Annotated in this window: 20 protein-coding genes; 6 read left to right on the forward strand and 14 right to left on the reverse strand. The window is 38.8% G+C overall.

Annotated elements, in window-relative coordinates; translation table 11 throughout:
• Nucleotides 1–2 precede the first annotated feature (2 nt).
• The 12 genes from HYU69_16800 to HYU69_16855 form a co-directional block, all read right to left on the reverse strand.
• Nucleotides 3–2,996 (reverse strand): hypothetical protein, encoded by a 2,994-nt coding sequence (locus HYU69_16800; GenBank protein MBI2272000.1) that lies wholly within the window; start codon nt 2,994–2,996, stop codon nt 3–5.
• A 98-nt stretch (nt 2,997–3,094) separates the two neighbouring features.
• A complete protein-coding gene (gene recO / locus HYU69_16805) occupies nt 3,095–3,811 on the reverse strand; it encodes a DNA repair protein RecO (protein ID MBI2272001.1) in 717 nt (238 codons plus the stop codon).
• Between the two features lie 48 nt (nt 3,812–3,859).
• Nucleotides 3,860–6,148, reverse strand: coding sequence for a hypothetical protein (locus HYU69_16810; protein ID MBI2272002.1), 2,289 nt, complete (start codon nt 6,146–6,148; stop codon nt 3,860–3,862).
• A 267-nt stretch (nt 6,149–6,415) separates the two neighbouring features.
• Entirely contained in the window at nt 6,416–6,784 is a 369-nt protein-coding gene (locus tag HYU69_16815) for a DMT family protein (protein ID MBI2272003.1), read from the reverse strand.
• A gap of 21 nt (nt 6,785–6,805) precedes the next feature.
• On the reverse strand, nt 6,806–7,636 hold the full coding sequence (locus HYU69_16820; GenBank protein ID MBI2272004.1) for a universal stress protein: 831 nt from the start codon (nt 7,634–7,636) through the stop codon (nt 6,806–6,808).
• A 306-nt stretch (nt 7,637–7,942) separates the two neighbouring features.
• Nucleotides 7,943–8,842 (reverse strand): methyltransferase domain-containing protein, encoded by a 900-nt coding sequence (locus HYU69_16825; GenBank protein MBI2272005.1) that lies wholly within the window; start codon nt 8,840–8,842, stop codon nt 7,943–7,945.
• Nucleotides 8,843–9,348: 506 nt separating this feature from the next.
• Complete coding sequence (locus HYU69_16830; protein MBI2272006.1) at nt 9,349–10,392, reverse strand: M20/M25/M40 family metallo-hydrolase; 1,044 nt, start codon at nt 10,390–10,392, stop codon at nt 9,349–9,351.
• A 52-nt stretch (nt 10,393–10,444) separates the two neighbouring features.
• Complete coding sequence (gene pyk / locus HYU69_16835) at nt 10,445–11,866, reverse strand: pyruvate kinase (protein ID MBI2272007.1); 1,422 nt, start codon at nt 11,864–11,866, stop codon at nt 10,445–10,447.
• 137 nt (nt 11,867–12,003) lie between these two features.
• Nucleotides 12,004–12,423, reverse strand: a complete 420-nt coding sequence (locus tag HYU69_16840; protein ID MBI2272008.1) for an IPExxxVDY family protein — start codon at nt 12,421–12,423, stop codon at nt 12,004–12,006.
• A 131-nt stretch (nt 12,424–12,554) separates the two neighbouring features.
• Complete coding sequence (gene rnc, locus HYU69_16845) at nt 12,555–13,268, reverse strand: ribonuclease III (GenBank protein MBI2272009.1); 714 nt, start codon at nt 13,266–13,268, stop codon at nt 12,555–12,557.
• Between the two features lie 28 nt (nt 13,269–13,296).
• Entirely contained in the window at nt 13,297–14,553 is a 1,257-nt protein-coding gene (fabF, locus tag HYU69_16850) for a beta-ketoacyl-ACP synthase II (GenBank protein ID MBI2272010.1), read from the reverse strand.
• Nucleotides 14,554–14,659: 106 nt separating this feature from the next.
• Complete coding sequence (locus HYU69_16855) at nt 14,660–14,896, reverse strand: acyl carrier protein (GenBank protein MBI2272011.1); 237 nt, start codon at nt 14,894–14,896, stop codon at nt 14,660–14,662.
• Between the two features lie 298 nt (nt 14,897–15,194).
• Between HYU69_16855 and HYU69_16860 the strand changes: the two genes are divergently transcribed.
• Nucleotides 15,195–15,602: a cobalamin B12-binding domain-containing protein gene (locus tag HYU69_16860; GenBank protein MBI2272012.1), complete on the forward strand. Its 408-nt coding sequence runs from the start codon at nt 15,195–15,197 to the stop codon at nt 15,600–15,602.
• 14 nt (nt 15,603–15,616) lie between these two features.
• Here the strand turns inward: HYU69_16860 and HYU69_16865 are convergent, their stop codons facing one another.
• Together HYU69_16865 and HYU69_16870 are read right to left on the reverse strand one after the other, a co-directional pair.
• On the reverse strand, nt 15,617–16,006 hold the full coding sequence (locus HYU69_16865) for a DUF1801 domain-containing protein (GenBank protein MBI2272013.1): 390 nt from the start codon (nt 16,004–16,006) through the stop codon (nt 15,617–15,619).
• 61 nt (nt 16,007–16,067) lie between these two features.
• On the reverse strand, nt 16,068–16,976 hold the full coding sequence (locus tag HYU69_16870; protein MBI2272014.1) for a hypothetical protein: 909 nt from the start codon (nt 16,974–16,976) through the stop codon (nt 16,068–16,070).
• 281 nt (nt 16,977–17,257) lie between these two features.
• On the opposite strand from HYU69_16870, the gene HYU69_16875 reads away from it, so the two are divergent.
• From HYU69_16875 to HYU69_16895, 5 genes are all read left to right on the forward strand, one after another.
• The gene (locus HYU69_16875) at nt 17,258–20,590 is read left to right on the forward strand and encodes a T9SS type A sorting domain-containing protein (protein MBI2272015.1); all 3,333 of its coding nucleotides are present in this window, start codon (nt 17,258–17,260) and stop codon (nt 20,588–20,590) included.
• 15 nt (nt 20,591–20,605) lie between these two features.
• The gene (locus tag HYU69_16880; GenBank protein MBI2272016.1) at nt 20,606–22,306 is read left to right on the forward strand and encodes a hypothetical protein; all 1,701 of its coding nucleotides are present in this window, start codon (nt 20,606–20,608) and stop codon (nt 22,304–22,306) included.
• A 266-nt stretch (nt 22,307–22,572) separates the two neighbouring features.
• Nucleotides 22,573–22,950 (forward strand): DUF1987 domain-containing protein, encoded by a 378-nt coding sequence (locus HYU69_16885; protein MBI2272017.1) that lies wholly within the window; start codon nt 22,573–22,575, stop codon nt 22,948–22,950.
• Nucleotides 22,951–23,089: 139 nt separating this feature from the next.
• Complete coding sequence (gene rnr, locus HYU69_16890; GenBank protein MBI2272018.1) at nt 23,090–25,432, forward strand: ribonuclease R; 2,343 nt, start codon at nt 23,090–23,092, stop codon at nt 25,430–25,432.
• 68 nt (nt 25,433–25,500) lie between these two features.
• The gene (locus HYU69_16895) at nt 25,501–26,049 is read left to right on the forward strand and encodes a hypothetical protein (protein MBI2272019.1); all 549 of its coding nucleotides are present in this window, start codon (nt 25,501–25,503) and stop codon (nt 26,047–26,049) included.
• The last annotated feature ends 213 nt before the right edge of the window (nt 26,050–26,262 follow it).

A 26,262-nucleotide genomic window follows, 5' to 3' on the forward strand; every position in this document is an offset into this window, starting at 1 on the left:
GCTTAATCGGCATAGCAGACCACTTTAAAATTACTGATGTAAGCCTTAGCTTTTCCGGTGTTCCATACATATATTTTTATAATATCTCCGGGTTGTATTTCCTGAGGAATTTTTTTTTGCAAAATATTTTTTGTCCATTTATTAATACCGTTGGCCACAATATTTTGTGTAACATATTGATATGTTTTCCCATCACGATCAATTGCATATACCAATACTCCTGTAAATTCCTTCTCTGCAATTGCATCCAAACTGATCGTCATAAATTTTTCCTTTAATTTATTGACTTCCGCTCCTATTTTGTATTCATATGTGCTACTGTATATATTCAGAGAATCTAAAAGGTTAGCATTTACAGAAAGCTCCGTGAAATCTGCTTTAATTGAAGTTATTACGGAAGGATTATGGGACCATTGCGTATATTGTTTGTTGAAGTCGTTGCATGAATAGAAAAGGCTGGGTCGTGTGTAATTTGTATCAATCGAAAAAAGCCGTATAGAGCGTCTTTCCTTATCAAATAAGGTACTTGCTTTGGGATATTTTGAACGGATGATCTCGGTTACTTCCAATGGATCTCGAACATTGAGCCATGTATAAATAAAATGTGTGCTCTTGCTTTCATGAACTAGTTTAGCAAGGGCATCCAGGTCAGCGTTCTCCTCAAATCGCATTATCTTGTAATTTAGTTTAATTGTCTTATCGGTGTTGAATAAAACATTCGCATCCGTATGATTGCTTTTTAGGCTATCCACAATCGTTTTTGTTTTTGTTTCAAGCTCAAACAAATATTCATTCTCAGATCCTATATATGGTTTATTATTAACAATTTTAAAACCCATCCAAAGTCCGGAAGTAACAGTGATCGTTATTATTAAATGTTTCCAGCGTTTGTCATTTTGAGCTTTATAGTATGATACGATGAAGTATATAATTAAAATAAGCACTAAAATATATGTAACAGAAGAGACAAAAACAACCACCTTATTGTCAAACATGAATTTTACCTTGTGTGATCCTGGAGGCAACAAGATGGACATAAAGTTTGTATTTGCTACGATCTTTTTGACTTCTTTATTATCGATAAAAATTTTCCAACTGCTGTAGTTGCTTTGTAATAAGGTAAGTAAGGTGATTTTTTTTGTTTCCGTGTTCAAAAGTATTTCATTGGGTGTAAATGCAGCGATGGATACTGTATCTCCATTGGAAATACCAAGGGCGGATTCTTTAATCTCCTTATAATCATTATCGTTCAGGTAGACATCTTTAGTATTTTTATTTGGGTCAATAAGCGTATCGTGTAAACTATTTACGGAAAAAATATTGCCGGATAAATAAATAAGCGGATTATTTAAAGACGCATTTAGCAGGTTTGGAAAATGGTCTTTTAAATTGTCAAAATCCTTCAAGTGAAATGAGCTAAAGCAATCTGCTGAAATAGTTTTGGAAAAAATATTGGTATTGCGCCAAAGTCCGTTTATTTTTCTATTATCATCGGTATAGTTTTTTATTTTTATTGATAAGTTCGGTTTAGGAAAACCTTTAGGCTGATCTCTTAATTGGTTGGAAAGTGATTTAACGTTATTTTCTGTAATAGCTGTTTTGTAAATATTACCTTGCACAGAAACTGTCATTTCTGTCAGTACTAATAGCAATAGATGAAAGCGAAAATTTGTGCTTTTGAAAACTATTAACAGAAAAAATCCTAGAATAACAAGCTGGAAGATCGCATACAAAAAAGTGTTTTCATACACATTGCCGCTATTGACCCATAGCCCAAATGACGAGTATGATTTTAAGTAGCTAAACTGTCCGAAATCTGTTTTTGCAAATGCTATAATTAATACGCAAAATAACAAAAGTGTTATAAGTAAAGTTGAAGTAACGATCTGTTTTTTATTGTCTTTTATTTGTGCGAACCCTTTATTCAGGTAAAATGCCACGAGTATGAAAAAGAAAAATGTGGAGAAGTAGCTATAAAGGCTTGGGAACCGAAAAACTCCCAACAAAGGCAAGTGGCGGGACATTTTAAATAAAGGAAAGGAATCTCCTGCTGCCACAAGCAGAAAAATCAGGGAAGTGCCAAGTACAAGTTTGTGAATACGCGACAGTCCTGATAGTATAGCCGTAAAAAGCAATACCAGAGTAATTATTCCAATATATGCATTACTCATTGCAATGTCTGTGTGAAAAAACTTCTCGTCGTTTACCATACTGAATGGTGAAATAAACGACAAGAAACTTTTAGGCGAAAGAGGTCCACGCACCGCCGTGCTATCCGAAACTCCCTGGCTAAAGCGTTCAATTTGTGGCATTACCTGGATAAACGAGACAATGATTGGCAAACACAATACAGTAGAAAAAAGTAAGAAAACAAATAGGCTGGAAAGGAGTTTATTAAATGCAATATTTTTTTTATTTTTTATCTGATACCAAACGAAGAATATTGTAAAGAAGAAACATAGATACCCTGCAAGTATGGTAAGGGTTGCATATCCTGTGGTGACCATTAAAAAAAGGAAGAAGGCTGACTTGAGGGAGTCTTGCCACAATTGTTTATTAAGAATTTTTATAAAATATAAGAAGAACCAGGGCATATATGCGGCACTCGTTATAAGGATAAAATGTTGTACATGAGCAATAAAAAAGCCACTCAGAATATAAGCACAGCTAATTATAAGTGCTGCATAATTGTTTTGGGTTAAATAGCGTATGAGGCGAAACATACCTGCTGCGGCAACAAAAATATATAAGACGAAAAGTATTTGTAAGGAATAAATACTGTGATCGAAAAAAAAACTGGTCACCATCACTTCAGGAGACCATATTGGTACCGAAAGATCTGCGTATAAGGGATATCCAAGAGCCTGATAAGGGTTCCAAAAAGGAAATACATTGTTTTGCAAACATTCACCTATAAAATACCTCCATGGCAGCCAACAATCAAGCATATCCCATTTAACTGCATTTGTACAAAAGGCAATTTGCCAGTAAGCCATAATTGTTATAAACAAGAGAAATATGTATGGCTTAAAGCGATGGAACATTCAACTATTTTATGCTTAAAGTTAAACTATTTGGAATAATCAAACGGGGCTTATAATTGTTCTAAAATCAAGTGCGATGTCAGCTCTGAACTTAAAGCGTTATGCAATTTGTAATAATCTAGCAAGATTGATATTAGTCGTTTTCTTTCTGCATTTGTGATTTGTACCTTTTCGCAACATTCAAATTTTATATTCATCAGTTCATAAATATGTCTACTTAATGTTTCGTCTACAAAATGAATATGATGTGGTACTTCAGAAAGAAAACGGCCTTCCACGAGATCAAAAAAGGTATTTTCTACGGAATAATTTTCGGTTGGATAAAAGCCAAGATATTTTGTGTATTTGAGCATAAATGCCAAATGAAAATTCGCACATCCATTTTCTTTAAGCCCTAATATCTCAAATACATTAATTAAGAATCCAAATAATTTTGGATTTGATTCTACCTCATGAATTGTTTTATATAGCAATTCATTCAGAAATAATGCAATGACATTTTTTGTCTGATCAAACTCGAGTGTTAGACTTCGTGCTCCGGTAACTTCGTTAATACGTTCAAGTCGGGGTTTCCCAGTTTTGGTAACGATCATTTCAAGCACCATTAGTCCCTGAAAATAGTTTACTTTTACTTTTGAAGTTCGGCTGTGGACGCCACGTACAATATAGTTTTGTAGGCCAAATTGATCTGTATATGTATTAACTATAAGGCTATTGTCGGTATACTTGATAGTACGTAAAACGATTCCTTTTACGTGGTGCAGCATAACGGCAAAAGGGGATAAATGTAAAAATTAAAAAATGACAACTAAGTGTTAATTAATAAAAAGGATCTTTGTAACATATGTCTTGGTTCCATCATCATTTGAACAAAACACCAAATAAACTCCTGTTTGGGCGCGTTCTCCGTTAAAATTCTTTCCATCCCAAATCGCTTGTCCGCCTAGGGCTTTTGTTTCATATATCAGGGCCCCACTAATATCGGTAATTTTTACAGCAGCATTTCTAATTAACCCTTTGATAGCGATAGTCCCGTTGTAATCGTGTTTAACGGGATTTGGATATGCATACACATCTGTAAAATCATCGCCTCCCTCAGTTGCTGTACTTTTATATGAAACGATTCCATTGGGACTACCCAAAAAAACTTCTCCGTTTTCCGAATTTATAGTTATACAACTTACTTCATTCGAAAGTAGCGGGCTATTCGTAATATCAAAATGATGAATCTGTTTTGTCCCGTCCTCTGACATCAGAAACACGCCGGATTTAGAAGTCCCGATCCACTTGCGATTGGCTCCATCAACGGCTATTGAAGTTACCTCTTCTGTTTCTAATAAGATCTGTGTGTGTCCATCCTGCTCGATCAATATACGTTGTGCATCCCAGGTTCCCCCATTAAAAATATTTTCAGGGGAATATATTACGGCAATTCCTTTGTCAGTTCCGATCCAGATGGCCCCATCCTTGTCTTCAGCTATACAGGCAACTTTAATTCCGGGCAAAGCGCCATTGCCGGTTTTGTCAGTTATGATTTTAGTATTAGAGCTATTGGGAGTGGTAAAGGAGTTGTTGTCATTGTATACCAATATAGAGTTAATACGAGGTAAAACTACCCATTTTTGTTTACTGTCTTGTGTTACTTTTATGCTACCCACGTCGGGCCTATTTACATACCCCGAAAAATCAAATGATTGCCATGTTCCGTCTTTTTTTCTTACTGAAATAACATTATTGGTTTCTCCGTTTGAAACCCATAAATTTCCATCGTCATCATAGGTTGTTCCGTTAACACGTACGGCATAATAGCCACTAACATTTTCCTGGTTTTTTATTGAACTATTACTGGGATTATACACCTTGACAAGTGCTCCATTATTAAACTCAAGTAAGCCATGAAGTATTGAACCCGCAAAGGCGTGGTTGGCATTGTTTGGATCAGGAACTATGCTCATTACACCATGTAAGGAATCCATATTTCCTCCGGGCTGCAGACCAAAAATGGTTGACCAGCTATTGTCAGAAAAATAGGAAACACCGTCAACACCAAAATACCCACCGGGTGCTGACCATATTTTTCCATTTGCTGAAGCCATAGAAAATACTGCAATGGTGCGTGGCCCATTGGGAACAATATTTTCGCCAGGACCATTTGGAAATTCCTTCACCAATCCATACCTGACATCGGCTATCCATGCAATAGCATTATTATCAACCAGGGCATCGGCAAAGATTGCATTTGCAAAACCATAATTGTAATAATTAGCGCCTACCCCTGTTTCATTGGTATCATATATGCCAATGACGTATTGACCAACTGTAGTAAGTTTGTTGTTGTTTGAGCGCAGGCGTTTAAAGTTATCATAGCCGATACCGGTAGCAGTCCATACTCCACCATTGTATTTATAAATTCTATCCTGCATCCATCCACCACTGAGCCATTTTGAAAGATTAGCATACATATACCCATTGAAATAAGCTAGTGTATTGTATGTGCTGTCCGGAAGACCCGGTTGTTTTGTCCATGAATTATAATCGGCCAGGTTAAAGCTGTTAAGCGGCGCCGTGTAAATGCCCTTATCGGTTGCGGCAAATAATTGCGTACCATCAGAGTTCACATCACGTACATTGATAGCAGAACCAGATGGTCCAATGTAATACGTTTCTTTCGTTTCGTGGTTATTGAGGTCAACTACCACGATCCCGAATCCACATGCTAAATACGCAAATCCGTTTTTAAAAAAGATATTGTTAATGGATTTATTCCCCTGTATTGATTTTATTTTAATATCGGGCAAGTTGGTAATTACGCCGTTTTGGATAAGGTCAATATTGGCATTTTTATATGCTACTACCAGTGTGTTTGTGAGTACATCAAAATTAATAGCTGTTATTGATACATCGGATATGCCGGTGAGCTTTGACATGAGCTCGAGAGAATTATCGGACTGATTATAGGCATACAGACCGCCTTTCGCGGCACAATATATTTTTCCGTTGCCTTGAGTTATCGCAATGCCTTCCTTATAGGATAAGTGCATTCTCCATTGTCCGATCGGAATATCCTGTGCGGCACAATATGCGCAGGATATCAGGATAATCATAAACGTTATGTAGACTCTGCTCTTCAATGATATCTTCTATTTACAATTATACAGTTTTTTGACCTATGTATTAACTATTTGTATACCCTTTTATTGCATGGTTTGGATCAATTTTTGTATTTGTATTATTGAATTTTCGGCACTCTCCTACCCTATTATTTTAGTTAGTTCTGTTATGTTGAAATATTTTATCGTGTTATAATTGTCTGGTGGCCATAAGACCCCTTGCTTTCAAAAGGAATCAAGAAGTGTGTATTAAAAAATGATTTACTTTCGGAAAATAAAGTAAACAGCGAGTATCAGAAACACGAATCCCACAAAATGATTCCATCGAAGCGTTTCATTTTTAAATACCAATAGCATGAAAACCGTAAATACACTGATATTAATTGCTTCCTGAATTACTTTTAGTTCAACCAATGTAAAGGGGCCACCATATTCCTTGTATCCTATTCTATTGGCGGGGACCTGGAAGAAATATTCAAATAACGCAATTCCCCAGCTTAGCAATACTACTGCCATTAAACCCATGTTTTCAAACCATTTCAAATCTTTAAACCGCAAATGTCCGTACCATGCCAGTGTCATGAACGAATTGGAAAGTATAAGCAACATTATGGTATAGAATCCGCGCATACCTTTAATTGATTCTTGAAATTAAAAAGGGCTGGCAAATGAGGTAGTATCTTTCCGGACCATAGGGCGTATGCTTATAACCGGAATATCGGATAAATTATTAATCTGCTGAGCGACTGTTCCAATAAAGAATTCTTTGAAGTTCAACTCCCCTTTCGACATGATCATGATCAGATCAGCATCTATTTCTTTAGCATATTGTACAACCATTTCGGCTATATTTTTCCCGCGAATAGTTTTATTTCCGGCGGGCACACCGTTTTCCCGTATATAGTTTCTTACCTGATTGGAATAAGCCAGCAGTTTGTTTTCATAGATCTCGGCTTTTTTATCAAGCACGGCCAGCACTTGTATCTTGGCCCCATAATACTTTGCAAATTCAATTGCTTTGCCCACCTTTTCACGGGTTTCTTTTGTAAGATCAAGCGGCAGCAAAATGGTTTCACAGCCATTTCGATGAGTTTTGCCTTTAACTGTTATAACTGGCGCTGTGCATTCGCGCACCATTCGAAATGCGTTTTGTCCAAGTATTGCTTTTGGAGGAACTATAGAGTTAAGGCCAATAAAGACAAGTATAGGTTCAAGGCGGTCAACTGCTTTATTAATTTCGACGAAGGGATTTCCCTGGGCTAAAATCGATTTCACTTCAACTTTTGCTTTCTCCTGTGTTTCTTTTGCAAGAGCGCTTAGCTTTTCCGTTGCCAATTTCTTATCTTCTCCTTCATCCACAACATGTATAAGATAGATCTTGGCGTTTGTGAACCTGGCGAGGTTATAGCTTTGACTCAGCGCAATGAGAGATTGTTCTTTGAAATCAGTTGGAACAAGAATTATTTTTTCTTTCGGACCCATTAAAAGAGATTAGTGAAAAAGAGAAAGTAAAGTAAACACTTTATTAAGCAGCCCATCTGCAGGTATACATTTTGTTTTTAACAATTCCATTTTAATAAAAGGGGGACAAATACCCCGTTTTAATTGTCGAATGCCCGTTTGTGAACTATATATCATAAAGACAGGGAAAGTGAAAAAGGTTGCATAATAATTAGAAAGGATGAAGAGAAGAGGATCAGATAAAAATCGGTAATTTTACATTCGGCACAGCAGCAATTGGTTGATTATCAATTTGTTGTTAAAATGGTTCCACGTGAAACAAATCTATTATTTCCTTATTATGTAGATCTGACTGGAAAATTCATGGCCAGATCTTATGGCCGATATATTTGATAGTGCGCCTTGGCAAATTGCCCTTAAATAATTCACAGCCCCCGTTTTGTATTTTTCACTAAGCATTGAAACATAAAATGAATCGAAGCGCATTGGGAATGTTTCAATCACTTTCATCCCGTACTTTTTGAATAGTTCATTTATATCCTTAGGAGTAAAGTGGTATAGGTGTCTTGGAACATCATAGGCTGCCCATTCTTTTCCGTAATGTTTTGCATCTAAAGAATTACAGTTTGGAACAGCTATAATAGCCCATCCACCGGGCTTTAGAAGATCTTTTATTTTTATAATCCTTCCATTTAGATCGTGAACATGTTCAAGTACATGCCACATTGTTATTATATCAAATGATTCTATTTGAAGGGTGTTTAACTCGCTCTCGGAGCGAACATCAAGTTTATAATTGTTGATCGCTAATTTGCGGGCATCAACGTCAGGTTCAATTCCAATACATTTAAATCCTGCATCATTACAAATTTTCAGAAAAGCTCCTGTGCCACAGCCAATGTCCAATAGTGATTTTTGATCTTTCGCTGAAGGGGAGCCGCAAAGCCGGACTACCAGTTGTAGTTTTTTAGCAAGAGTATATTTACGCACCAAATGATAGAGGCGGTTAATTAGGCCCTTTGTTGTATCACTATGTGATATATATTCTTCCGATTTGTAATAACTCCCAATTTCAGTTGTATCGGGCCGGGGATTGGTAAATTTAAAACCACAAGATTTGCATTGAACAATAGTAAATTCCTTTTTACTTTGAGTATAATCCGTACAGGTTAAAAATTCAGTATATTCTGCTGAATTACAAATGGGACAGGTTTTCAATATTTCCATAGCCGCAAAGGTATTTATTACTTATTTGATGTCAAAAATAATAGAATAAAGGCGTTCAAAGAAGAGAAATATCTTAATAGCGCTAGAATGATTATTTAATTTTTAGATAAATGATATTTAAAGAATTATTTTTTTCAGCAAAAATAATAAATTAGAATGGGTTATAAATCAATAGCAATGGGCTTTATATAATATTTTAATTTTAAATATTTATTTGAAAATTTGAGTAATCATGAATTTTATAACCAATGTAAAATTTGATTATAAGGGCATATATGGACCTATCCGAAGTAAAGATTAAATATTTGTCCGGTGATCTGTAGAAGATCTTGTATGATTGTGATAGTCTGTTTGATAGATAGTATTAATATAATCATTAACCTAATCCATAGGTTCCACGTGAAACACATGTATTTAATATACTGTTTATCAGCTATTTAATGTTGAATAGAAATATAATGTAGAATTCGGGGTAGATATGGGTATTATGGAATTTGTATTGGAAATTAATTATGATCCCAATTATAGGCGCTGAGATCTTCCAGGCAATGCTTAAGTAAATCAATACTGGAGCGGATATCTGTTTTGCTACACATTTCTATTACCTGATGGATATGTCTTGTAGGAATTGATACAGCACCCGATATAGCACCTCCGGGTGTCATTCGTTGAATACCTGCAGTATCAGTTCCTCCTGCAGTCAGTATTTCCAATTGATGTTTTATTTTATGTTTTGCCGCAATCTTTTTCATGTATTCAACCATTCGATAATCGCATATGGCAGAAGCATCAAGAACTTTTATAGCAGTTCCTTCGCCCAAATGTGTACACATTTCATGCTCTTTGGCTCCGGGAACATCGTATGCAAGTGTAGTATCTAATCCGAAGCCGAAATCAGGTTGAATATTTAAGGTGGCGGCCTGTGCACCACGAATGCCAACTTCCTCCTGCACGGTAAATACGGCATACACATCATACGGGGTTTTTTTCAACTCCTTCAATACCTCAATCAAAATAAATACGGATACCCGGTTGTCGAGTGATTTACAATTAACACAATCTCCCATTTCAATTAACTCCCGTTCGCGCGTTACAGGATTGCCTATGCTCACAATTTTTTCGACATCCTTTTTTCTCATTCCCAGATCGATAAAATATTCAGTGAGCGGCACAACTTTATTTCGTTCTTCAGGAGTCATTATATGAATAGGTTTGCTGCCCATAACCCCGATGACATCTTTTTTTCCATGCACAATAACACGTTGCGCGGTAAGTGTTTTTGGATCAAAACCTCCGAGGGGAATAAAACGCAGAAATCCATTTTCATCAATATGATTTACAATAAACCCGATTTCATCCATATGAGCGGCGATCATCACCTTCTTATCCTTTTTGCCTTTTTTAATGGCAGTAACATTGCCCATATTGTCAACACTTATTGAGTCCACGTAAGGTCTGACTTCTTTCATAACCAGCTCACGGATCTTTTGTTCGTAGCCTGGAACCCCCGGGGTTTCACATATTCTTTTTAATAATTCTGTATTTATCATGACGATGTGGTTAAGCGAATTTACAGTAAATATATTATTCGATATGGAGAGATCAATTGATATAACTCAACTTCAGCATATTGGTGCGGCCACGTTCCTGCATAGGTATACTGGCAATATTTATAACCAGCTCATCTGTTTTTACAAAGCCACCCTTTTTTAAATAGTCTTTTATATCAGAGATTGTTTGGTCGGTGCTTTCGTATTTGTTGTAATAAAATCCCTGTACGCCCCATACGAGGCTTAATGAAGTAAGCAGCGATTCATTATCGGTAAAAATAAAAATGTTTGCCCGGGGGCGGTGACTGGATATTTTGAATGCAGTGTAGCCCGAATTGGTCATAGAAATAATAGCGCTTGCTCCGGCTTGTTTAGCTACAAGGCAAGCGTTAAAACAAATTGAATCGGAAATGAATGTTTGCGTTTTTAAGACCGGAGGGTGTTCGCGGTGATATATATCTCCCAGCTTCTCCACTTCGGCAATTATTTTTTTCATGTACTCGATCACCTTTACCGGGTACTTACCTACAGATGTTTCACCACTTAACATAACGGCGTCAGCTCCATCCATAACCGCGTTCGCAACATCATTCACTTCGGCACGGGTAGGGGAAAAGTTGCTGATCATGCTTTCCATCATTTGTGTGGCAATGATCACAGGTTTTGATGCGTTGATACATTTATCCACCAGCATCTTCTGGATCATCGGAACCTGCTCCATCGGCAACTCAACACCCAGATCACCGCGGGCGACCATAATGCCATCGGCCATATCAATTATATTATCTATCTCATGAATGGCTTCGGGCTTTTCAATTTTGGCAATAACCCGGGCACGTTTGTTCTTGTTTTTTATGATCTCTTTCAGATCAACAATATCGGTTACACTACGTACAAAAGAAAGGCCTATCCATTCAATATCATTGTCCAGCGCAAAATCCAGGTCCTTCAAATCTTTTTCAGTCAAACAGGGTAAAGAAATTTTTGTATTCGGCAGGTTAACTCCTTTTTTGGATGACAATATTCCACCATGAATAATGCTTGCTTTCACTTCATCTTTGCGATTGGTGGAAAGCACTTTAAGCAATAGTTTGCCGTCATCAATGAGCACATTGTCACCTACGGAAACATCTTTTGGAAATTGAGGGTAGGTGATGTAAACGCGCTGATCATTGCCAATGCATTTATTGGTGGTTATGCATATTTCTTTACCGACAACCAGTTCAATGCCATTATTCTCAACCTCACCAATGCGAAGTTTGGGTCCTTGCAGGTCCGCCAATATGCCAATGTTTGTTTTGAGCTTTTTATTCAACGAACGGATCGTAGTGATAACTTTCCTGGCATCATCATACGAGCCATGCGAAAAATTAACCCGGCAAATATTAACTCCTGCCTTGATCATCGATTCCAACACATCGGGTGGAGTGGAGGCGGGCCCCATTGTGGCAACTATTTTTGTTTTATTAATCATGGAAAATCAACGAATAGTGAATGAATGCGAATATACAAATAACGAAGATTGTAGAGGTGCTATATAGGAATGAATTTGTGGATGCCCCGTACACGTATGATCCGTAAATTCGGATTCATTCGCTGTTCCATGTTATATCAAAACAGCAAATTCTCTTTTGATTTCAATTTGTTCGGATCAATTTCAAATGCAGTGAGTACGGTAGGAGTTTCTTTTATACGTTTAATAATTGTGGCTTTATCCTCGTCCATCAATGTACCTTTTATCATTAAAAAAAAGTCGGCTTGCTTTTGTTCGGGGACGAGAGCGGCGATCAGACATCTGTTCGAGATCAGGTAGTATTGACGGTGTTGCTGTTCGTTTTCGAAGGCCGACATGGAGTAGGTGAGGGGCTCTTTGTGTTTTTTTGCATCAATCTGCAGGTCGTTTGTTTTCGCCAGTTCCAGGTTGAGGCTATTATTCAGCGCCCAGGTTAAACGATAATCTTTTTCGTGGCAGGAAATACCAATCAAAACGAAGTCATATTCATACTCAATATCAAGTACAAGTTTGGCCATAATTATGAAGCTAAAGTAGCAAGGTAAATGGCAAAAGGCAAATCAAACGCTTTGATCGAACCCGATACTGCAAACCTGAGGTAGACGTTTCGTTGTTAACCCGAATACAGGTGGAATAAAAAGTGGTAAAATTATTTTTCGAGCAATACCATTGCTTCTTCTGCAGCCATTTGCTCCGCCCGCTTTTTTGAAAAATGCCGGCCCATCCCTTTTACTTCATTGTTAAGAACAAGTTCAATAATGAATTGTTTATCGGGACCGTTGCCTACTTCTTCCCGCATCCGGAATTCAAAAGGCGCTTTTTCTTTTTGTGCCCACTCGATGAATTTGCTTTTAAAATCGGTTTCTGTTTGTTCAATCTCATCAATGTCAAGATGAACCGACAATACCCTTTTCAAAATAAAAAGGTTGGCAACTTTGTATCCTTTATCAAGGTATATAGCGCCAATCAGTGCTTCGAAGGCATCGCCGCTCACAGAGGAATTCCTCATGCCACTATCGCCATTTGTTTCTATGAATGCACTGATTCCTAATTTTTTTGCCAGGAGGTTGAGTTGGGTGCGGCTCACAAGTTTAGAGCGCATTTTGGTAAGGAAGCCTTCATCCTTAAAGGGGAAACGCATGAAAAGATAATGACCGATAACCGCGCTGAGTATGGCATCGCCTAAAAATTCGAGTCGCTCATTGTTAGACTGCTTTTTATCCTTGCAGGCTGAGCGGTGACGAAAAGCCTGTTTGTATAGGTCGATGTTCTTCGGATAGAAGCCCAGAATATTTTTCAGCGAACGATATAATTTTTTATCGTCGGAAAAATAAGCACGTGTTTTGTTAAGAAAGGAAACCAATTAAATATGTTGATGTAGGTGAGGTTAATCAGCCTTTGAATTTTTTCACAATAACGGAAGCGTTATGTCCGCCAAATCCAAAGGTGTTACTAAGCGCGGCGCGCACTTCGCGTTTCTGAGCTTTGTTAAACGTAAAATTGAGTTTGTTATCTAATTCAGGATCGTCGGTGAAGTGATTAATAGTAGGGGGAACAATGTCATTTTTAACTGACAGTATACATGCCATTGCTTCAATAGCGCCTGCCGCGCCGAGCAAATGACCTGTCATTGATTTGGTTGAGCTGATATTGAGTTTGTAGGCGTGATCTTTAAAAACACTGAGTATCGCTTTTGTTTCTGCAATATCGCCCAGGGGCGTTGATGTTCCGTGAACATTCACGTAATCGATATCGGAAGCTTGCATTTCGGCATCGGCCAAAGCAGAGCGCATAACATTAAGGGCGCCCAATCCTTCAGGATGAGGAGCGGTTATATGGTGTGCGTCTGCACTCATTCCTCCGCCCGCTATTTCGGCGTATATTTTTGCTCCGCGTTTTACCGCGTGCTCGTATTCTTCCAATATGATGCAACCTGAACCTTCGCCTAATACAAAACCGTCGCGGTCCTTATCAAATGGGCGCGAAGCCGTTTGAGGCGAATCATTGCGGACCGAAAGCGCATGCATGGCGTTAAATCCTCCAACACCTGCAGGGTTGGCTGCGGCCTCAGAACCACCTGAAACAATTATATCGGCAACACCTAAACGTATATAATTAAATGAATCGATCAATGCATTTGTAGAACTGGCGCAAGCGGAACATACGGTAAAGTTTGGTCCGCGTAAACCAAAGCGAATTGATATATGACCGGAACAGATGTCCGCGATCATCTTTGGAATAAAGAAAGGGTTGAAACGTGGGGTGCCATCACCTTTAATAAAGCCGGTACACTCTTCCAAAAAGGTATCAATCCCGCCAATGCCCGAACCCCAAATGACTCCGGCACGGTCATGATCGAATTCGATATTTTTTAATCCAGAATCTTCAAATGCCTGTGTGGCGGCGGCAATGCCATATTGTGAGTAAAGATCAAGTTTGCGGCCTTCTTTACGATCAAAGTAATCCTCTACTTTGAATCCTTTTACTTCGCAGGTAAAACGGGTTTTAAATTTAGCCGCGTCGAAACGTGTAGTGAGAGCCGCCCCGCTAACACCGGCAAGTAGATTATTCCAATAATCGGTAACCGAATTTCCAATCGGGGTAATGGCTCCAAGCCCTGTAACTACTACGCGTTTTAAGTTCTTCATGGAGTTGGGAAATCAGTTTATACGTTAAAAGTCAGGTCTTATACGAAAGAATAACCCAAAGGGTTACTGTTCCAATAACAAATAACTTAAAACAAAAGCGTATAACTTACTTAACGTTAGCCTGGATATAAGCAACAGCTTCACCAACGGTGCTTATTTTCTCAGCCTGATCATCGGGGATAGCAATGTTGAATTCCTTTTCGAATTCCATGATCAGCTCTACTGTATCTAACGAGTCTGCACCCAGATCATTTGTAAAACTCGATTGCGGTGTTACTTCTTTTTCGTCAACACCTAGTTTATCAACTATAATTGATTTTACACGTGATGCAATGTCTGCCATTTTTATAAGTTTTATGGTTAAATCAGGTGCAAAGATACTTTTATGGTAGTAATAACAAAAAAAAAAAGATTTTTTTAATGCACAGGGGGGCTGTTGGTTGTAGAAATGGGAAAATTTGGGTGTTTTGAGTTCTCATCCGCCTTTCGGGCTCCTTCTATAAAGGAGAAGGGCGAAACCAATAAAATTATCTTACAATACTTAATACCCATTAATCTGTGAAAGTATAGGCTATATTTTTCCGTAAATTGCAGCACTTAGGCAGGCATATGATAATCAGTCGCTTGAAATAAAATTACAGATGAACCGACCCATACGTGTTTTAGTTGCTAAAGTAGGACTCGACGGTCACGACCGCGGAGCCAAAGTGATCGCGTCTTTTCTGCGCGATGCCGGCATGGAAGTTATTTACACCGGCTTGCGCCAAACTCCGGAAATGGTTGTAAACGCAGCTATGCAGGAAGATGTGGATGTAATTGGTGTAAGCATACTATCGGGCGCGCACAATACCGTTTTCCCAAAGTTGCTGCAATTGCTAAAGCAAAAAGGCATGACCGATGTACTTCTTACAGGCGGAGGCATTATACCCGACGCCGATATGAAAAACCTCAATGCACAGGGTGTTGGCAAGTTGTTCCCCCCCGGTACGGATACCAAAGAAGTGGTGAGTTATATTAAGGAGTGGGTAGAGAGAAATCGGAATTTTTGAATCAGGGATACAAATCATTTTAGTCTTTCCAAACGTCCTTTTCGTTTAATTAAATTTTTGTAGTCCCATTGAATTTCTATCGATTTTTTAAGCCAACGTTTTAAATCTTTTATGTTTACTTGTTTCACAGATGTGTATCGGGCTTCGGCAGCTTTAAAACTACCTTCCTTTTGTAAGCCTTTCTCTTCAAAAGATTGACCGCTCCAAAACAACAATCGAATACAACTTTTCAGTTTACTATATCCAACAATTGGATTTCCGTCTAAAAACCAGACAGGGTGTGCATGCCATATTTTATTTTCCGCTTCAGGTAAATTGCGGCAAATCTCCTGCGAAAGTAAATTACAAATTTTCCTCTCCTCAATTAATTGAGCATCATTGTAGGCTTGAATTTCTTTATTCATCTATTGTCTCTTTGTTTTGTGGAGAAGCTAATTTACAATAAAAATAATCCCGGAGGCCACACTACTTAATGATGTCTCCCGATTTCAACGACATACTCACCTCAAACAATTCCGAAGTATCCCCATCACTATCGGTAATCAGCAGCAAATGCAAAACGCCTGTAGGATCAATATGGCGTAAAGCGATCGATTCAACTTTTATTTTCAATGTCAGCCCTCTGTCAGTAATTGGTATGCAAACGGGGGTAATATTGTCGGTTAATGTTTGCAGGTTAATAATGCCGACAAAACTGCCCAACACTTCACCATCATCATACCAGTTAGGTGTATTTTCAACCGATGCTGTAAAAAGTATTTTCTTTTTATCGGGAGTAATTGTTGCGCCCGAAAAACCTGCTTCAATGCCCTTTATTTCAGCCAGCTTAAAATGAAAAACTTCCGGGACAGGACAAATACCGCCATTATTTATGTGTTCAAGAAATGCAGTTAGGCTTAATTTAAAAATAATATTCTTCCCCCGGTTAAGCAGGTAAAGGTTTTCGGGATCAGCGACAGCGCCCTCAATATTAAGTTCGCCTGCATTCAGCTTAATGGCCTCGCGAATGGTTTTATAAAATGTTTCTAAGGAGTAGGTTTTATAATTTGCCGGGTTGTTCACACTAACCCGTACCAGCACATCCCGTTGCGGTGATTTTGAGCCCGAACCGAATATGAACAGTTCCTGCTTATTTCCCGATCCAACATAAGTCATTGCTTCAAAATCGGGTTTTAGAGGTTTGGGGATCTTACCGTCTTTCAATCCTTCTGCTGATCTGATCCGGAACTTTTCCACCACACGATATTGCTTATCAAGTTTAAACAGCCAGGGCGTATTATCGCCAATTATATATATTGTATTATCAATAATATCAATGCCTGAAGCTGAAGGGATGCCCTTAAGTATATGCCTGTTTAAAACGGAAAGCTTCATAGTAAGGTTTAAATTATTGGTGTTTGCATACACATTTCGCGCCCGGCTAAGTATGGCTCAAGTTATTGATTAAAAGGTATTGATTTACGCTGCCGGAATAATTTATCAACTCAGTATAAATACTGATTTTTTAAATTCAAAATAATTTTATTTTAGTCGGCCCAAATACAATACAAAAATAGTTTGGAAACTGATTTATAATGTTTCGTCCCGGTAAAATAGTTTTATTTTTTTATTTGTTACTATGCTCAATCACTATTGCGGCGCAAAAGGAAACGGCAATGGTAACACAGAAATTAAGCTATTATATTTATTCATACGCTGTTGACACAACAACAAATGTGTTATACTATGGCGGCAATTCCAGCGGCATAATACTTGGCGCTATTGATGGTACGACCGGCAATGCTGTGTCCTGGGGACCTTTTGGGTTAGGCGGAGGAGACATTGTGACACAGGTTTTATTTTCGGACAACAAGATATACATTGCAGGATCTTTTTCTCAGGTCAAAGGATCTGCACGGAAAAACATAGCAGCTATTGATGTAAGCGGGAGTGTTCTGCCATGGAATCCTTCAGGAAGAGGAGTGAATATTGCGGGCCCTACAAATATAGCCGCGGATAAAAATTATTTATACGTCGGCGATTTTTCTTTTACAGCACTTTCTGTTATAAGTAAAGCGACGGGATACCTGATAAATGATTCTGTTATTGTTGAGGATGCCGGAGCCCCCATGCTGAAAATTGTTTATGGAGATAGTCTGATAGCAGCGCTTACGGAATATGAGCTTATTCTTTACAAATGGGAATACAATGCTTTTCTCGAACCTGTCGCGTTAAGGATCGTTGGGAGGGAGGACCTTTCATCTTATGGATTTTATTTTGATCCGCAGCAATATTATGGCAGGGGAGGAGCGGCCCTTGTCATATTAAACAGAAATATATATGTTATGGATAATTTTATTTACAGCGGTAAACACAGCGGGGCTTTGAAGTTTAAATGGAATTCTCTGAATAATCAATTAACAAAGCAAAACTACGATATTGATATGTGGTCGCTTTGCTCGTCGCCGATACGACCACCTGAAGTGCCGGATTACCTGGTTCAACCTAAAATTAATAATGCCGCGTATTACGACAGCACATTATATATAGGAGGATTTGAACTTTCAGATTTGAACAGGGGTTCCTGCGGCGATCCATATTCCATAATATCTTCAAGTCCTTATATTTCCAATTCCTCCAAAGGCTTTTCAGGTAATTTACTTTTCGGTCCTGACTATTATGATGTCCGTCAGTTGAAGGCAGTAAACAATACGCTCTACCAGGTTTCAACACGCGAATATGTTTCCGGTCCTGATAAGTATACAATTGACAGCATAAGTGCGTATTGTCTCACTCCAATGCGGCCCGGGAAGTTTGCAGTTTATAAGGCTGCTGTCTGTCCGGAAGATATGGGGGTTAAGTATGAAGTGCCGAAGGTTCCGGGCACAACATATTCGTGGACATACAGCGGGACGGGAGCCGTAATACATTCAACCGGGGCCAATAGCATAACGATGGATTTTTCAATGAATCCCGGTCCCGGAGATCTGACTGTGATAGCAATAAGTACCTGCGGACTGAAGAGTGCTCCCCGCACATTTCATATTATTATTAATACTCCGCCTGATGCAAATGCCGGTCCGGATAAGGAAATAAATTGTACGGATAAAACAGTTGTGTTATTAGGATCATCAACTACATCGGGTGTTATGTATAGTTGGAAGAGACCGGATGGCTCCATCACAACCAATGCTCAGCCCACCGCCAGCAAAGCGGGGCAGTATATTTTAACAGTTTTGGAAACAACGAATGGTTGTCATTGGCGCGATACAGCTATTGTAACTATCGATACAATTAAACCTGTTCCGTTGATACCATCCGGAAATAACACACTTACATGTTTTAAAAACACAATATCGATCAATGGAGGCTCATCGGGCAGTGCAGATTCTTTACGTTGGAAAGATGCAGAAGGGGTATCGTGGCCAAACCCATTGCAAACCGGCACAGCAGGGAATTATAAATTAATTGTGCTGAACACAACGAATGGTTGTGTTGCTGTGGATAGTGTAACTGTCTCATCCAATAAAATATCTCCGACAGTTTCGGCTTCATTTACCAGCGCCGATCTTACCTGCAAAACCGACACCCTTATTTTAATTGGCAGTACTATGACCTCAAATACAAAACTTGAATGGCTGGGAACGGGAGATACAATGTTAAATCCTACAGCAATTACAAAGGCAGGAGTTTATTTACTCATGGCGACAGATACTTCAAACGGATGCAGATCTACTCAAGCAGTAAACATTAATTACAGACAATACTCCCCGGCTATAAATGTCCCTGCCGGGAAAACAATTACATGTTCATCGCCTTCAATAATTTTAAATGGTTCATCAGTATCACTCAATACGGTACTTGGCTGGAAAGGTCCCGGAAGCTATGTTTCAACTAACCCGGCAACGGTAACTGATACCGGTATTTATATTCTGACCGTAACGGATACCATCAACGGCTGCCAAAGTATTCAACAGGTAAATGTAGATGCAAAATTATCTTTAGCGATCAACAAAGCGACTGATACTACCATTTGTCCGGGTGGAACGGTTTCACTTTGGGCCTCTCCTTTGGGAGGAACTCCCGGCTATACATATACCTGGCTGAATAAAGGCGCTGTGATAGGAAGCGGCAATACGCAAATAGTTTCTGCTACAGATACAATGGTTTATGTCGTTTCGATCTCTGATAATAATGGTTGCATTGGGACGGACAGCATTCAAGTATATGTTCCGGATCCGCTTGCTTCTGTAGTTAAAGCTTTTCAATCATGCGATCCAAAGAATGCAAGCGGGACTTTGCAAATTGCCGCTTCAAAGGGCGTTCCGCCGTACCAATATTCGATCGATGGAAATAATTTTCAATCCGCTCCGGTATTTTCAGGTCTGGGGTTGGGGCAATATACTGTAACGATCAAAGATACATTAGGCTGCATACAAACAACATCAGCTGAAATATCAAGAAGCAGTTTATTGCCTAAAGTTGATTTCCTGGTGTCTACCAATAATGCGAAAGGTGACACACTTGTTATTGTAGATATCAGCGATCCGAGACCGGATAAAGTTACCTGGCAGTTACCTGCGGGCGCCCAGCTGCTCGATACGAATTCATTCGCACCAACTATTATTTATGATAAAACGGGTTCGTTCATTCTTACCATGAAAGCGTACTTTGGCACATGTGAAATGCAATTGAATAAGACAATTAATTTTACTCCGGCCGATTCTATATCGGCTAATGTTAATGGCAGCAATGGTATTGAGGAGATCAAGATCTATCCCAATCCCAATAATGGAACCTTTACGGTTGAAATAAAATTATTTGTGAAACAGGCATTTGTTTTACAGGTGTATGATGCTAAGAGTATTGAAAAGTACAAACAGGCCATCTCTCCGTCCAGCTATTATTTTGGTTCGATCACTATCCCGGAGGCTGAGAATGGAACGTATATTTTAAAGGTAACAGCGGAACACGATTCGAAACAACGTTCAATTATTGTTACCCAATAACATTCATAATCCGGCATGCGCCTTTCGCTATTTCAAACCTCACTTTTTCTTTTAAGCGCATTTAGTTCTATTGCCCAGAATATTGAAAAGCTTGGACAAAAGGGTATGCTTAAAATAAGCGGGGGCGCTAATTTTTCGTCTATTGTTTATGCTGCCAAGGGAATACAGGCGCGCAGGGATCCATTCACCTGGTTCATGTCGGGCAGCCTTAATTTCTCTGTACTTGACTGGAGCATCCCATTTAATTATAGTTACAGCAACCAGCATGGAACGTTCACACAGCCTTTCAATCAGCTAAGTTTGGCGCCACAGTACAAATGGATTAAAGGATATGCGGGATATAACAGCATGACCTTTTCATCATATACAATGGCGGGCTATGTTTTTCTGGGTGGAGGGATTGAGCTGAACCCGGGTAATTGGCGCATCAGTGCGATGTATGGGAGACTCAATAAGCCGGTGCCTTATGATGCGATCGCGGACTCGGACGCGAACATGGCTTATAAACGGATGGGATATGGTGCAAAGGCAGGATATGAGAAAAATGGACATGCTATGCATTTGATCCTCTTCAAAGCAAGTGATGACCCGTTTTCAATTCCTTTCATACCATTAAATACCGCAGTTTTGCCAAAAGATAATATGGCGATCAGTTTGATAGGGAAAACAAAACTAAACACACATTTTTCGCTTGAGGGAGAATATGCGTTGTCGGGGTTGACAAGAAACATATTGTCTGCGGAAGACGCAGCCACAGACCGCAAAAATTATTTCCCCGGGTTATTTATTATGCGATCGACTTCGCAGTTTTTCAGCGCGTATAAAACCGCTTTTGCGTATCATGCACAACAATTTAATATTCAGCTGCAATATGAGCGTGTAGCACCGGATTACCAGACACTTGGCGCGTATTATTTCAATAATGATCTGGAGAATATCACTTTAGCTCCGTCCCTGAGCCTGCTGAAGGGAAAATTAAATCTTAGTCTGAATTCGGGATTCCAGCGTAATAACCTTGATAAAACAAAACTGAACGATACACGCAGATTTGTAAATGCTGCGAATGTCAATATGATGGTGAGTAACAAACTTTCGCTGAATGGCTCTTACTCAAACTTCAGCAGTTATACAAAAAACCGGCCGCAAAACGATCCTTTCTTTTACAATACACTCGATACTTTGAATTTTTACCAGGTGACGCAAAGTGCGAATACAGGCGTCAACTATAACTTTGGCAATGCCAAACTAAAGCAAGGTTTTATGCTTTTTACATCCTACCAGGTAACCGGCCAGAGAACAGGTATGCAGGAGCAGGTGCCGTTTATAGTTTATAGTGGCAACCTGGGCTACAACTTAAGTTGGCTGCCGACAAAAACAAACGGGAGTATTACGTTCAATATAAACCAAAGTGTGTTAGATGTATTAACTACCACTTATTGGGGCCCGAACCTTTCAGTTGCGCAAACGTTCATGAATAGTGCATTGCGAATAAGCACAACCGGAACATTCAACCAGGTAGTAATCAACGGGAAAACAAACAGTAATGTTTTTAATTCAAGAGTTGGAATTAATTATGTTCCCCAAATAAAAGAACCTAAATACGGGAAGCCAACATTGGGCATTACCTGTAATTACTTAAAGCGATTGCCCTCTGAACAGAGTGTAAAGAAGTTCAACGAGCTTACCGCCACGATCAACCTGAGTTATTCCTTTTAGTGTTTTATCTCGGCAAACTCACGTGTCCTGAGTAATCGTATTCGTCACCCATAAAGTCGGTTACTTTAATATAAATTTTTAAACAAACCCCCATTAAAACACTTATATATAGTGATATTCAGAGAGACTCCATTTTTCTGAAAAATTTCAGCATGGCTCATTTTTTGTTGTAATGAGGTTTTCTGTTTTTTGTCTCGTAAGTATTTTTAGGGTCGCGAGTTAAAAATTCTATTAATTTTGTTAGCTTCGCTTAACGAAAAATGTAAATGCAGAAATTAGTTTTAGAAGGAACAGACAATACACCTAAGGTTATTTTTGACCCGGAAAATAATATTTTTGAAATTTCGGGTTCATCGCATCCTGAAAATCCCGCTAAATTTTACAACCCTCTTTTGAATTGGATAGATGAGTATGCGAAAGCGCCGAATAAAGTAACTGAGCTTTCATTTAAACTTGATTATTTTAACTCATCAACAGCAAAATACATATTGAATATATTGTGGGGGTTTGAAAAAACTGCAAAAGAAGGTGTAAACAAAGTCATTTTTCATTGGTATTATCAGGAAGAAGATGTTGATGCCTTTGCTTCTGGCGAACGATATGCCCAGCTCACCACTTCCGAATTTCGTTTAGTTAAACATTAATTGCCGCAGGTCCGTCAGTCCCAATTCCTTTCAAATCAGATCATCTTTTTTCAATGTGTGGCTTGTATACCATTTCCCCATAATAGACTTGGGCTAAATTTGTCTATAATTGTAATAAATTAAATCGAATCAATAATTAATGTCAAGAAAATCAAAAAATAAACCGGGAAAGAACGTGTACTTGTTCGAAAAAGTATTAGCAGTGCTGAAAAAAGCGCCCGGTAAATTATTTAACTATAAACAAGTGGCATCAATACTTGGTATTTCAGATGAAAGCCAGCGCCAACTTGTAAATGTAATGCTCTCCGAACTTTTACAAAAGGGACTGATAGAAGAAGCCGACCGCGGAAAGTATAAGATCAAAGGCGCCGCCCGCCGCTATGTCACAGGAAAAGTGGACATGACCATGTCGGGCTCCGCTTATGTGATATCGGATGAGTTGGAGAATGATATTTACATTGCTCCCAAATACACCAAAGGTTATTTGCAGGGCGATATAGTAAAAGTATTACTGTTCCCTGATCGAAAAAGCGGCAAGCACGAAGGAGAAATTGTAGAAATTGTAAAACGTGCACGTGATGAATATGTAGGTACCATACAGATTTCGGAACGTTTCGCGTTTTTAGTCCCAAGCAGTAATAAAAACGGAACAGATATTTACGTGCCGCTCAATAAATTAAAGGGCGCGAAAAACGGACAAAAAGTAATTGTAAAAATTACAGAGTGGCCAAAGAATGCAGTTAATCCGATTGGTGAAGTAATTGATGTTTTGGGAAATGCGGGCGAGAACAATACCGAGATGCACGCTATACTCGCTGAATACGGCTTACCGTACGAGTTCCCGAAAGAAGTGGAAAAGGTAGCGGATTATATTCCAACCGAAATAACGGCCGCTGAAATAGCCAAACGAAAAGATTTCAGGAACGTCACAACATTTACCATCGACCCGTTTGACGCGAAAGATTTCGATGACGCTCTTTCCATTCAAAAATTAAAAAACGGAAATTGGGAAATAGGAATTCACATTGCCGATGTATCACATTATGTAAAAGAAAAATCGATAATCGATAATGAAGCCTCATCACGTGCCACATCGGTTTATCTTGTGGATCGTGTGGTGCCTATGTTACCCGAAATTTTGTCGAACAATGTTTGTTCACTGCGGCCCAATGAAGACAAGCTTTGTTTCTCGGCTGTATTCGAAATGAACGAACAGGCACAGGTTGAAGCGCAATGGTTTGGCCGTACTGTTATCCATTCCGACAGGCGCTATACTTACGAAGAAGCGCAGGCTTTGTTGGAAGACGGGAACGCGAAAAAGGCAAGCGGCATAGAAATTAATGGAGGAAAAGAGGCCGACTTTCAACAGGAATTAATGGTGCTGGATAAATTATCGAAAACACTTCGTGCCGACCGTATGCGTAAAGGAAGTATAGCTTTTGAAAAAAGTGAAGTGAAATTTCATTTAGATGAAGTGGGCAACCCTACAGGCGTTTACTTTAAGCAAATGAAAGATTCGAACCAGTTGATCGAAGATTTTATGTTGCTGGCGAATAGAAGAGTGGCGGCGTTTGTTGGAGCGAGGGGCGAGGGACGAGGGACGAGATACGAGGGAAAAAACAACCAACAACCAACAACCAATAACCAACAACTACCTTTTGTTTACCGCATACATGACAAGCCTAACGAAGAAAAGCTGAGTGACCTCGGCGGCTTTGTTGGAAAATTCGGATATAAAATAAATCTGAAAAACGAAAAATCAACGGTTGACTCGCTGAATAAGTTATTGAAAGATGTGGAAGGAAAGAGTGAAGCAAATGTTATTTCTATGTTGACCATACGTACAATGGCGAAAGCTGTCTACTCTACAAAAAATATAGGGCACTATGGTTTAGGCTTTGAGTTTTATACACACTTTACTTCGCCCATCAGGCGATACCCGGATGTGATGGTACATCGTTTATTGCAGCATTACCTGGATGGAGGAAAACCCGTTGACGCCGACGCGCTTGAACTGGAATGTAAACATTCGTCAGATATGGAGAAGCTTGCAGCCGATGCCGAGCGTTCATCCATCAAATACAAACAAGTACAATTTTTACAGGACAGAGTAGGGGAGGAGTTCGACGGAATGATCTCCGGCGTTACGGAGTGGGGCATATTTGTTGAGCTTAACGAAAACCATTGCGAAGGTATGGTGCGCATACGCGATATAAAAGGCGATATGTATTATTTTGACGAAGAAAATTATTGTCTCGTTGGCCGCAGAACCAAACAGACTCTTCGCCTCGGCGACCCTTTGCGTATTGAAATAAAAGGCGCCAACCTGATTAAAAAGCAATTGGATTTTGCTATAGTTGAGCAATTGCCTAAAAAAGCTGTCCAACCCAAACAGGAACAAAGAACTAAAGACATAAAAGAGGAGCGCCCGCAAAAAGGGAAAGGCAATAAATTTAAGGATGAGTGGGGGTTTGAGGTGTGAAGGAAATTATTTATAGGAAATATCAATAATACTAATGTAAACTTGTTTGTGGCAAGTATGAATAGATTATGAAACCAATATTTACAATACACGCAGGCGAGTATTTAGTTGCAGCAGAAATTGAGAAATCACTTAGAAGTGCGACTGTTTGGTTACCAAGTAAAGACACAGGAATTGACCTTTTACTTACCGACAAAACAAATAAAAGAACAACATCTGTCCAAGTAAAATTCTCTAAAGACTTCAATAGTACACATGTAAAGGAACATTTACGTCCAAACATAAAAGGAACTGGCTGGTGGACTTTAAATCGGGAGAAAATTGAAAAATCTCCAGCCGACTATTGGATATTTATTCTATACAGCTTTGAAAAAAAATCAAATGATTTTATTATAATAGAACCGAAGACAATCCTTAAAATATTTGCTAGCCTTGATCGAAAAGAAAAATCTATACATTGTTATATCACCGTAACGAATAATAAAAAAGCATTTGAATCACGTGGACTTTCTAAAATGGATATGCAGTTATTATGTGATAATAAGTTTGTAAATCCAAAACGCGACTTGACAAAATATTTGAATAATTGGGGACCAATTATTAATAGCTTGAACTGAGTGTACGGGCTGTTTAAAGTAGAATTCTTTGATGGCAAAAATAGACTCAATCCAACTTCATCTCCGGTATCTCCCAGGGCCACCGCATGAATAATAATTGAGGGACAAACAGTTAGCTGTTAATAATAATGGCGGATTGAGTTGAAAAGGGAATGAAAAAAGTTTGTTGTTTGATTTTAAAAATCAAACAATGGACTTTGAATTACACTTTTC

Source organism: Bacteroidota bacterium, assembly GCA_016183775.1.
Classification (GTDB): Bacteria; Bacteroidota; Bacteroidia; order JABDFU01; family JABDFU01; genus JABDFU01.

Excerpts from the sequence above, each read along its gene's own strand:
- pyk (MBI2272007.1), bottom strand. The coding sequence starts at position 11,866 with ATGATTAATAAAACAAAAATAGTTGCCACAATGGGGCCCGCCTCCACT.
- HYU69_16895 (MBI2272019.1), top strand. The coding sequence starts at position 25,501 with ATGAAACCAATATTTACAATACACGCAGGCGAGTATTTAGTTGCAGCA.
- rnr (MBI2272018.1), top strand. The coding sequence starts at position 23,090 with ATGTCAAGAAAATCAAAAAATAAACCGGGAAAGAACGTGTACTTGTTC.
- HYU69_16885 (MBI2272017.1), top strand. The coding sequence starts at position 22,573 with ATGCAGAAATTAGTTTTAGAAGGAACAGACAATACACCTAAGGTTATT.
- HYU69_16830 (MBI2272006.1), bottom strand. The coding sequence starts at position 10,392 with ATGATAAATACAGAATTATTAAAAAGAATATGTGAAACCCCGGGGGTT.
- HYU69_16880 (MBI2272016.1), top strand. The coding sequence starts at position 20,606 with ATGCGCCTTTCGCTATTTCAAACCTCACTTTTTCTTTTAAGCGCATTT.
- HYU69_16800 (MBI2272000.1), bottom strand. The coding sequence starts at position 2,996 with ATGGCTTACTGGCAAATTGCCTTTTGTACAAATGCAGTTAAATGGGAT.
- fabF (MBI2272010.1), bottom strand. The coding sequence starts at position 14,553 with ATGAAGAACTTAAAACGCGTAGTAGTTACAGGGCTTGGAGCCATTACC.
- HYU69_16825 (MBI2272005.1), bottom strand. The coding sequence starts at position 8,842 with ATGGAAATATTGAAAACCTGTCCCATTTGTAATTCAGCAGAATATACT.
- HYU69_16870 (MBI2272014.1), bottom strand. The coding sequence starts at position 16,976 with ATGAAGCTTTCCGTTTTAAACAGGCATATACTTAAGGGCATCCCTTCA.
- HYU69_16810 (MBI2272002.1), bottom strand. The coding sequence starts at position 6,148 with ATGATTATCCTGATATCCTGCGCATATTGTGCCGCACAGGATATTCCG.
- recO (MBI2272001.1), bottom strand. The coding sequence starts at position 3,811 with ATGCTGCACCACGTAAAAGGAATCGTTTTACGTACTATCAAGTATACC.
- HYU69_16855 (MBI2272011.1), bottom strand. The coding sequence starts at position 14,896 with ATGGCAGACATTGCATCACGTGTAAAATCAATTATAGTTGATAAACTA.
- HYU69_16815 (MBI2272003.1), bottom strand. The coding sequence starts at position 6,784 with ATGCGCGGATTCTATACCATAATGTTGCTTATACTTTCCAATTCGTTC.
- HYU69_16840 (MBI2272008.1), bottom strand. The coding sequence starts at position 12,423 with ATGGCCAAACTTGTACTTGATATTGAGTATGAATATGACTTCGTTTTG.
- HYU69_16875 (MBI2272015.1), top strand. The coding sequence starts at position 17,258 with ATGGTAACACAGAAATTAAGCTATTATATTTATTCATACGCTGTTGAC.
- HYU69_16820 (MBI2272004.1), bottom strand. The coding sequence starts at position 7,636 with ATGGGTCCGAAAGAAAAAATAATTCTTGTTCCAACTGATTTCAAAGAA.
- HYU69_16860 (MBI2272012.1), top strand. The coding sequence starts at position 15,195 with ATGAACCGACCCATACGTGTTTTAGTTGCTAAAGTAGGACTCGACGGT.
- HYU69_16865 (MBI2272013.1), bottom strand. The coding sequence starts at position 16,006 with ATGAATAAAGAAATTCAAGCCTACAATGATGCTCAATTAATTGAGGAG.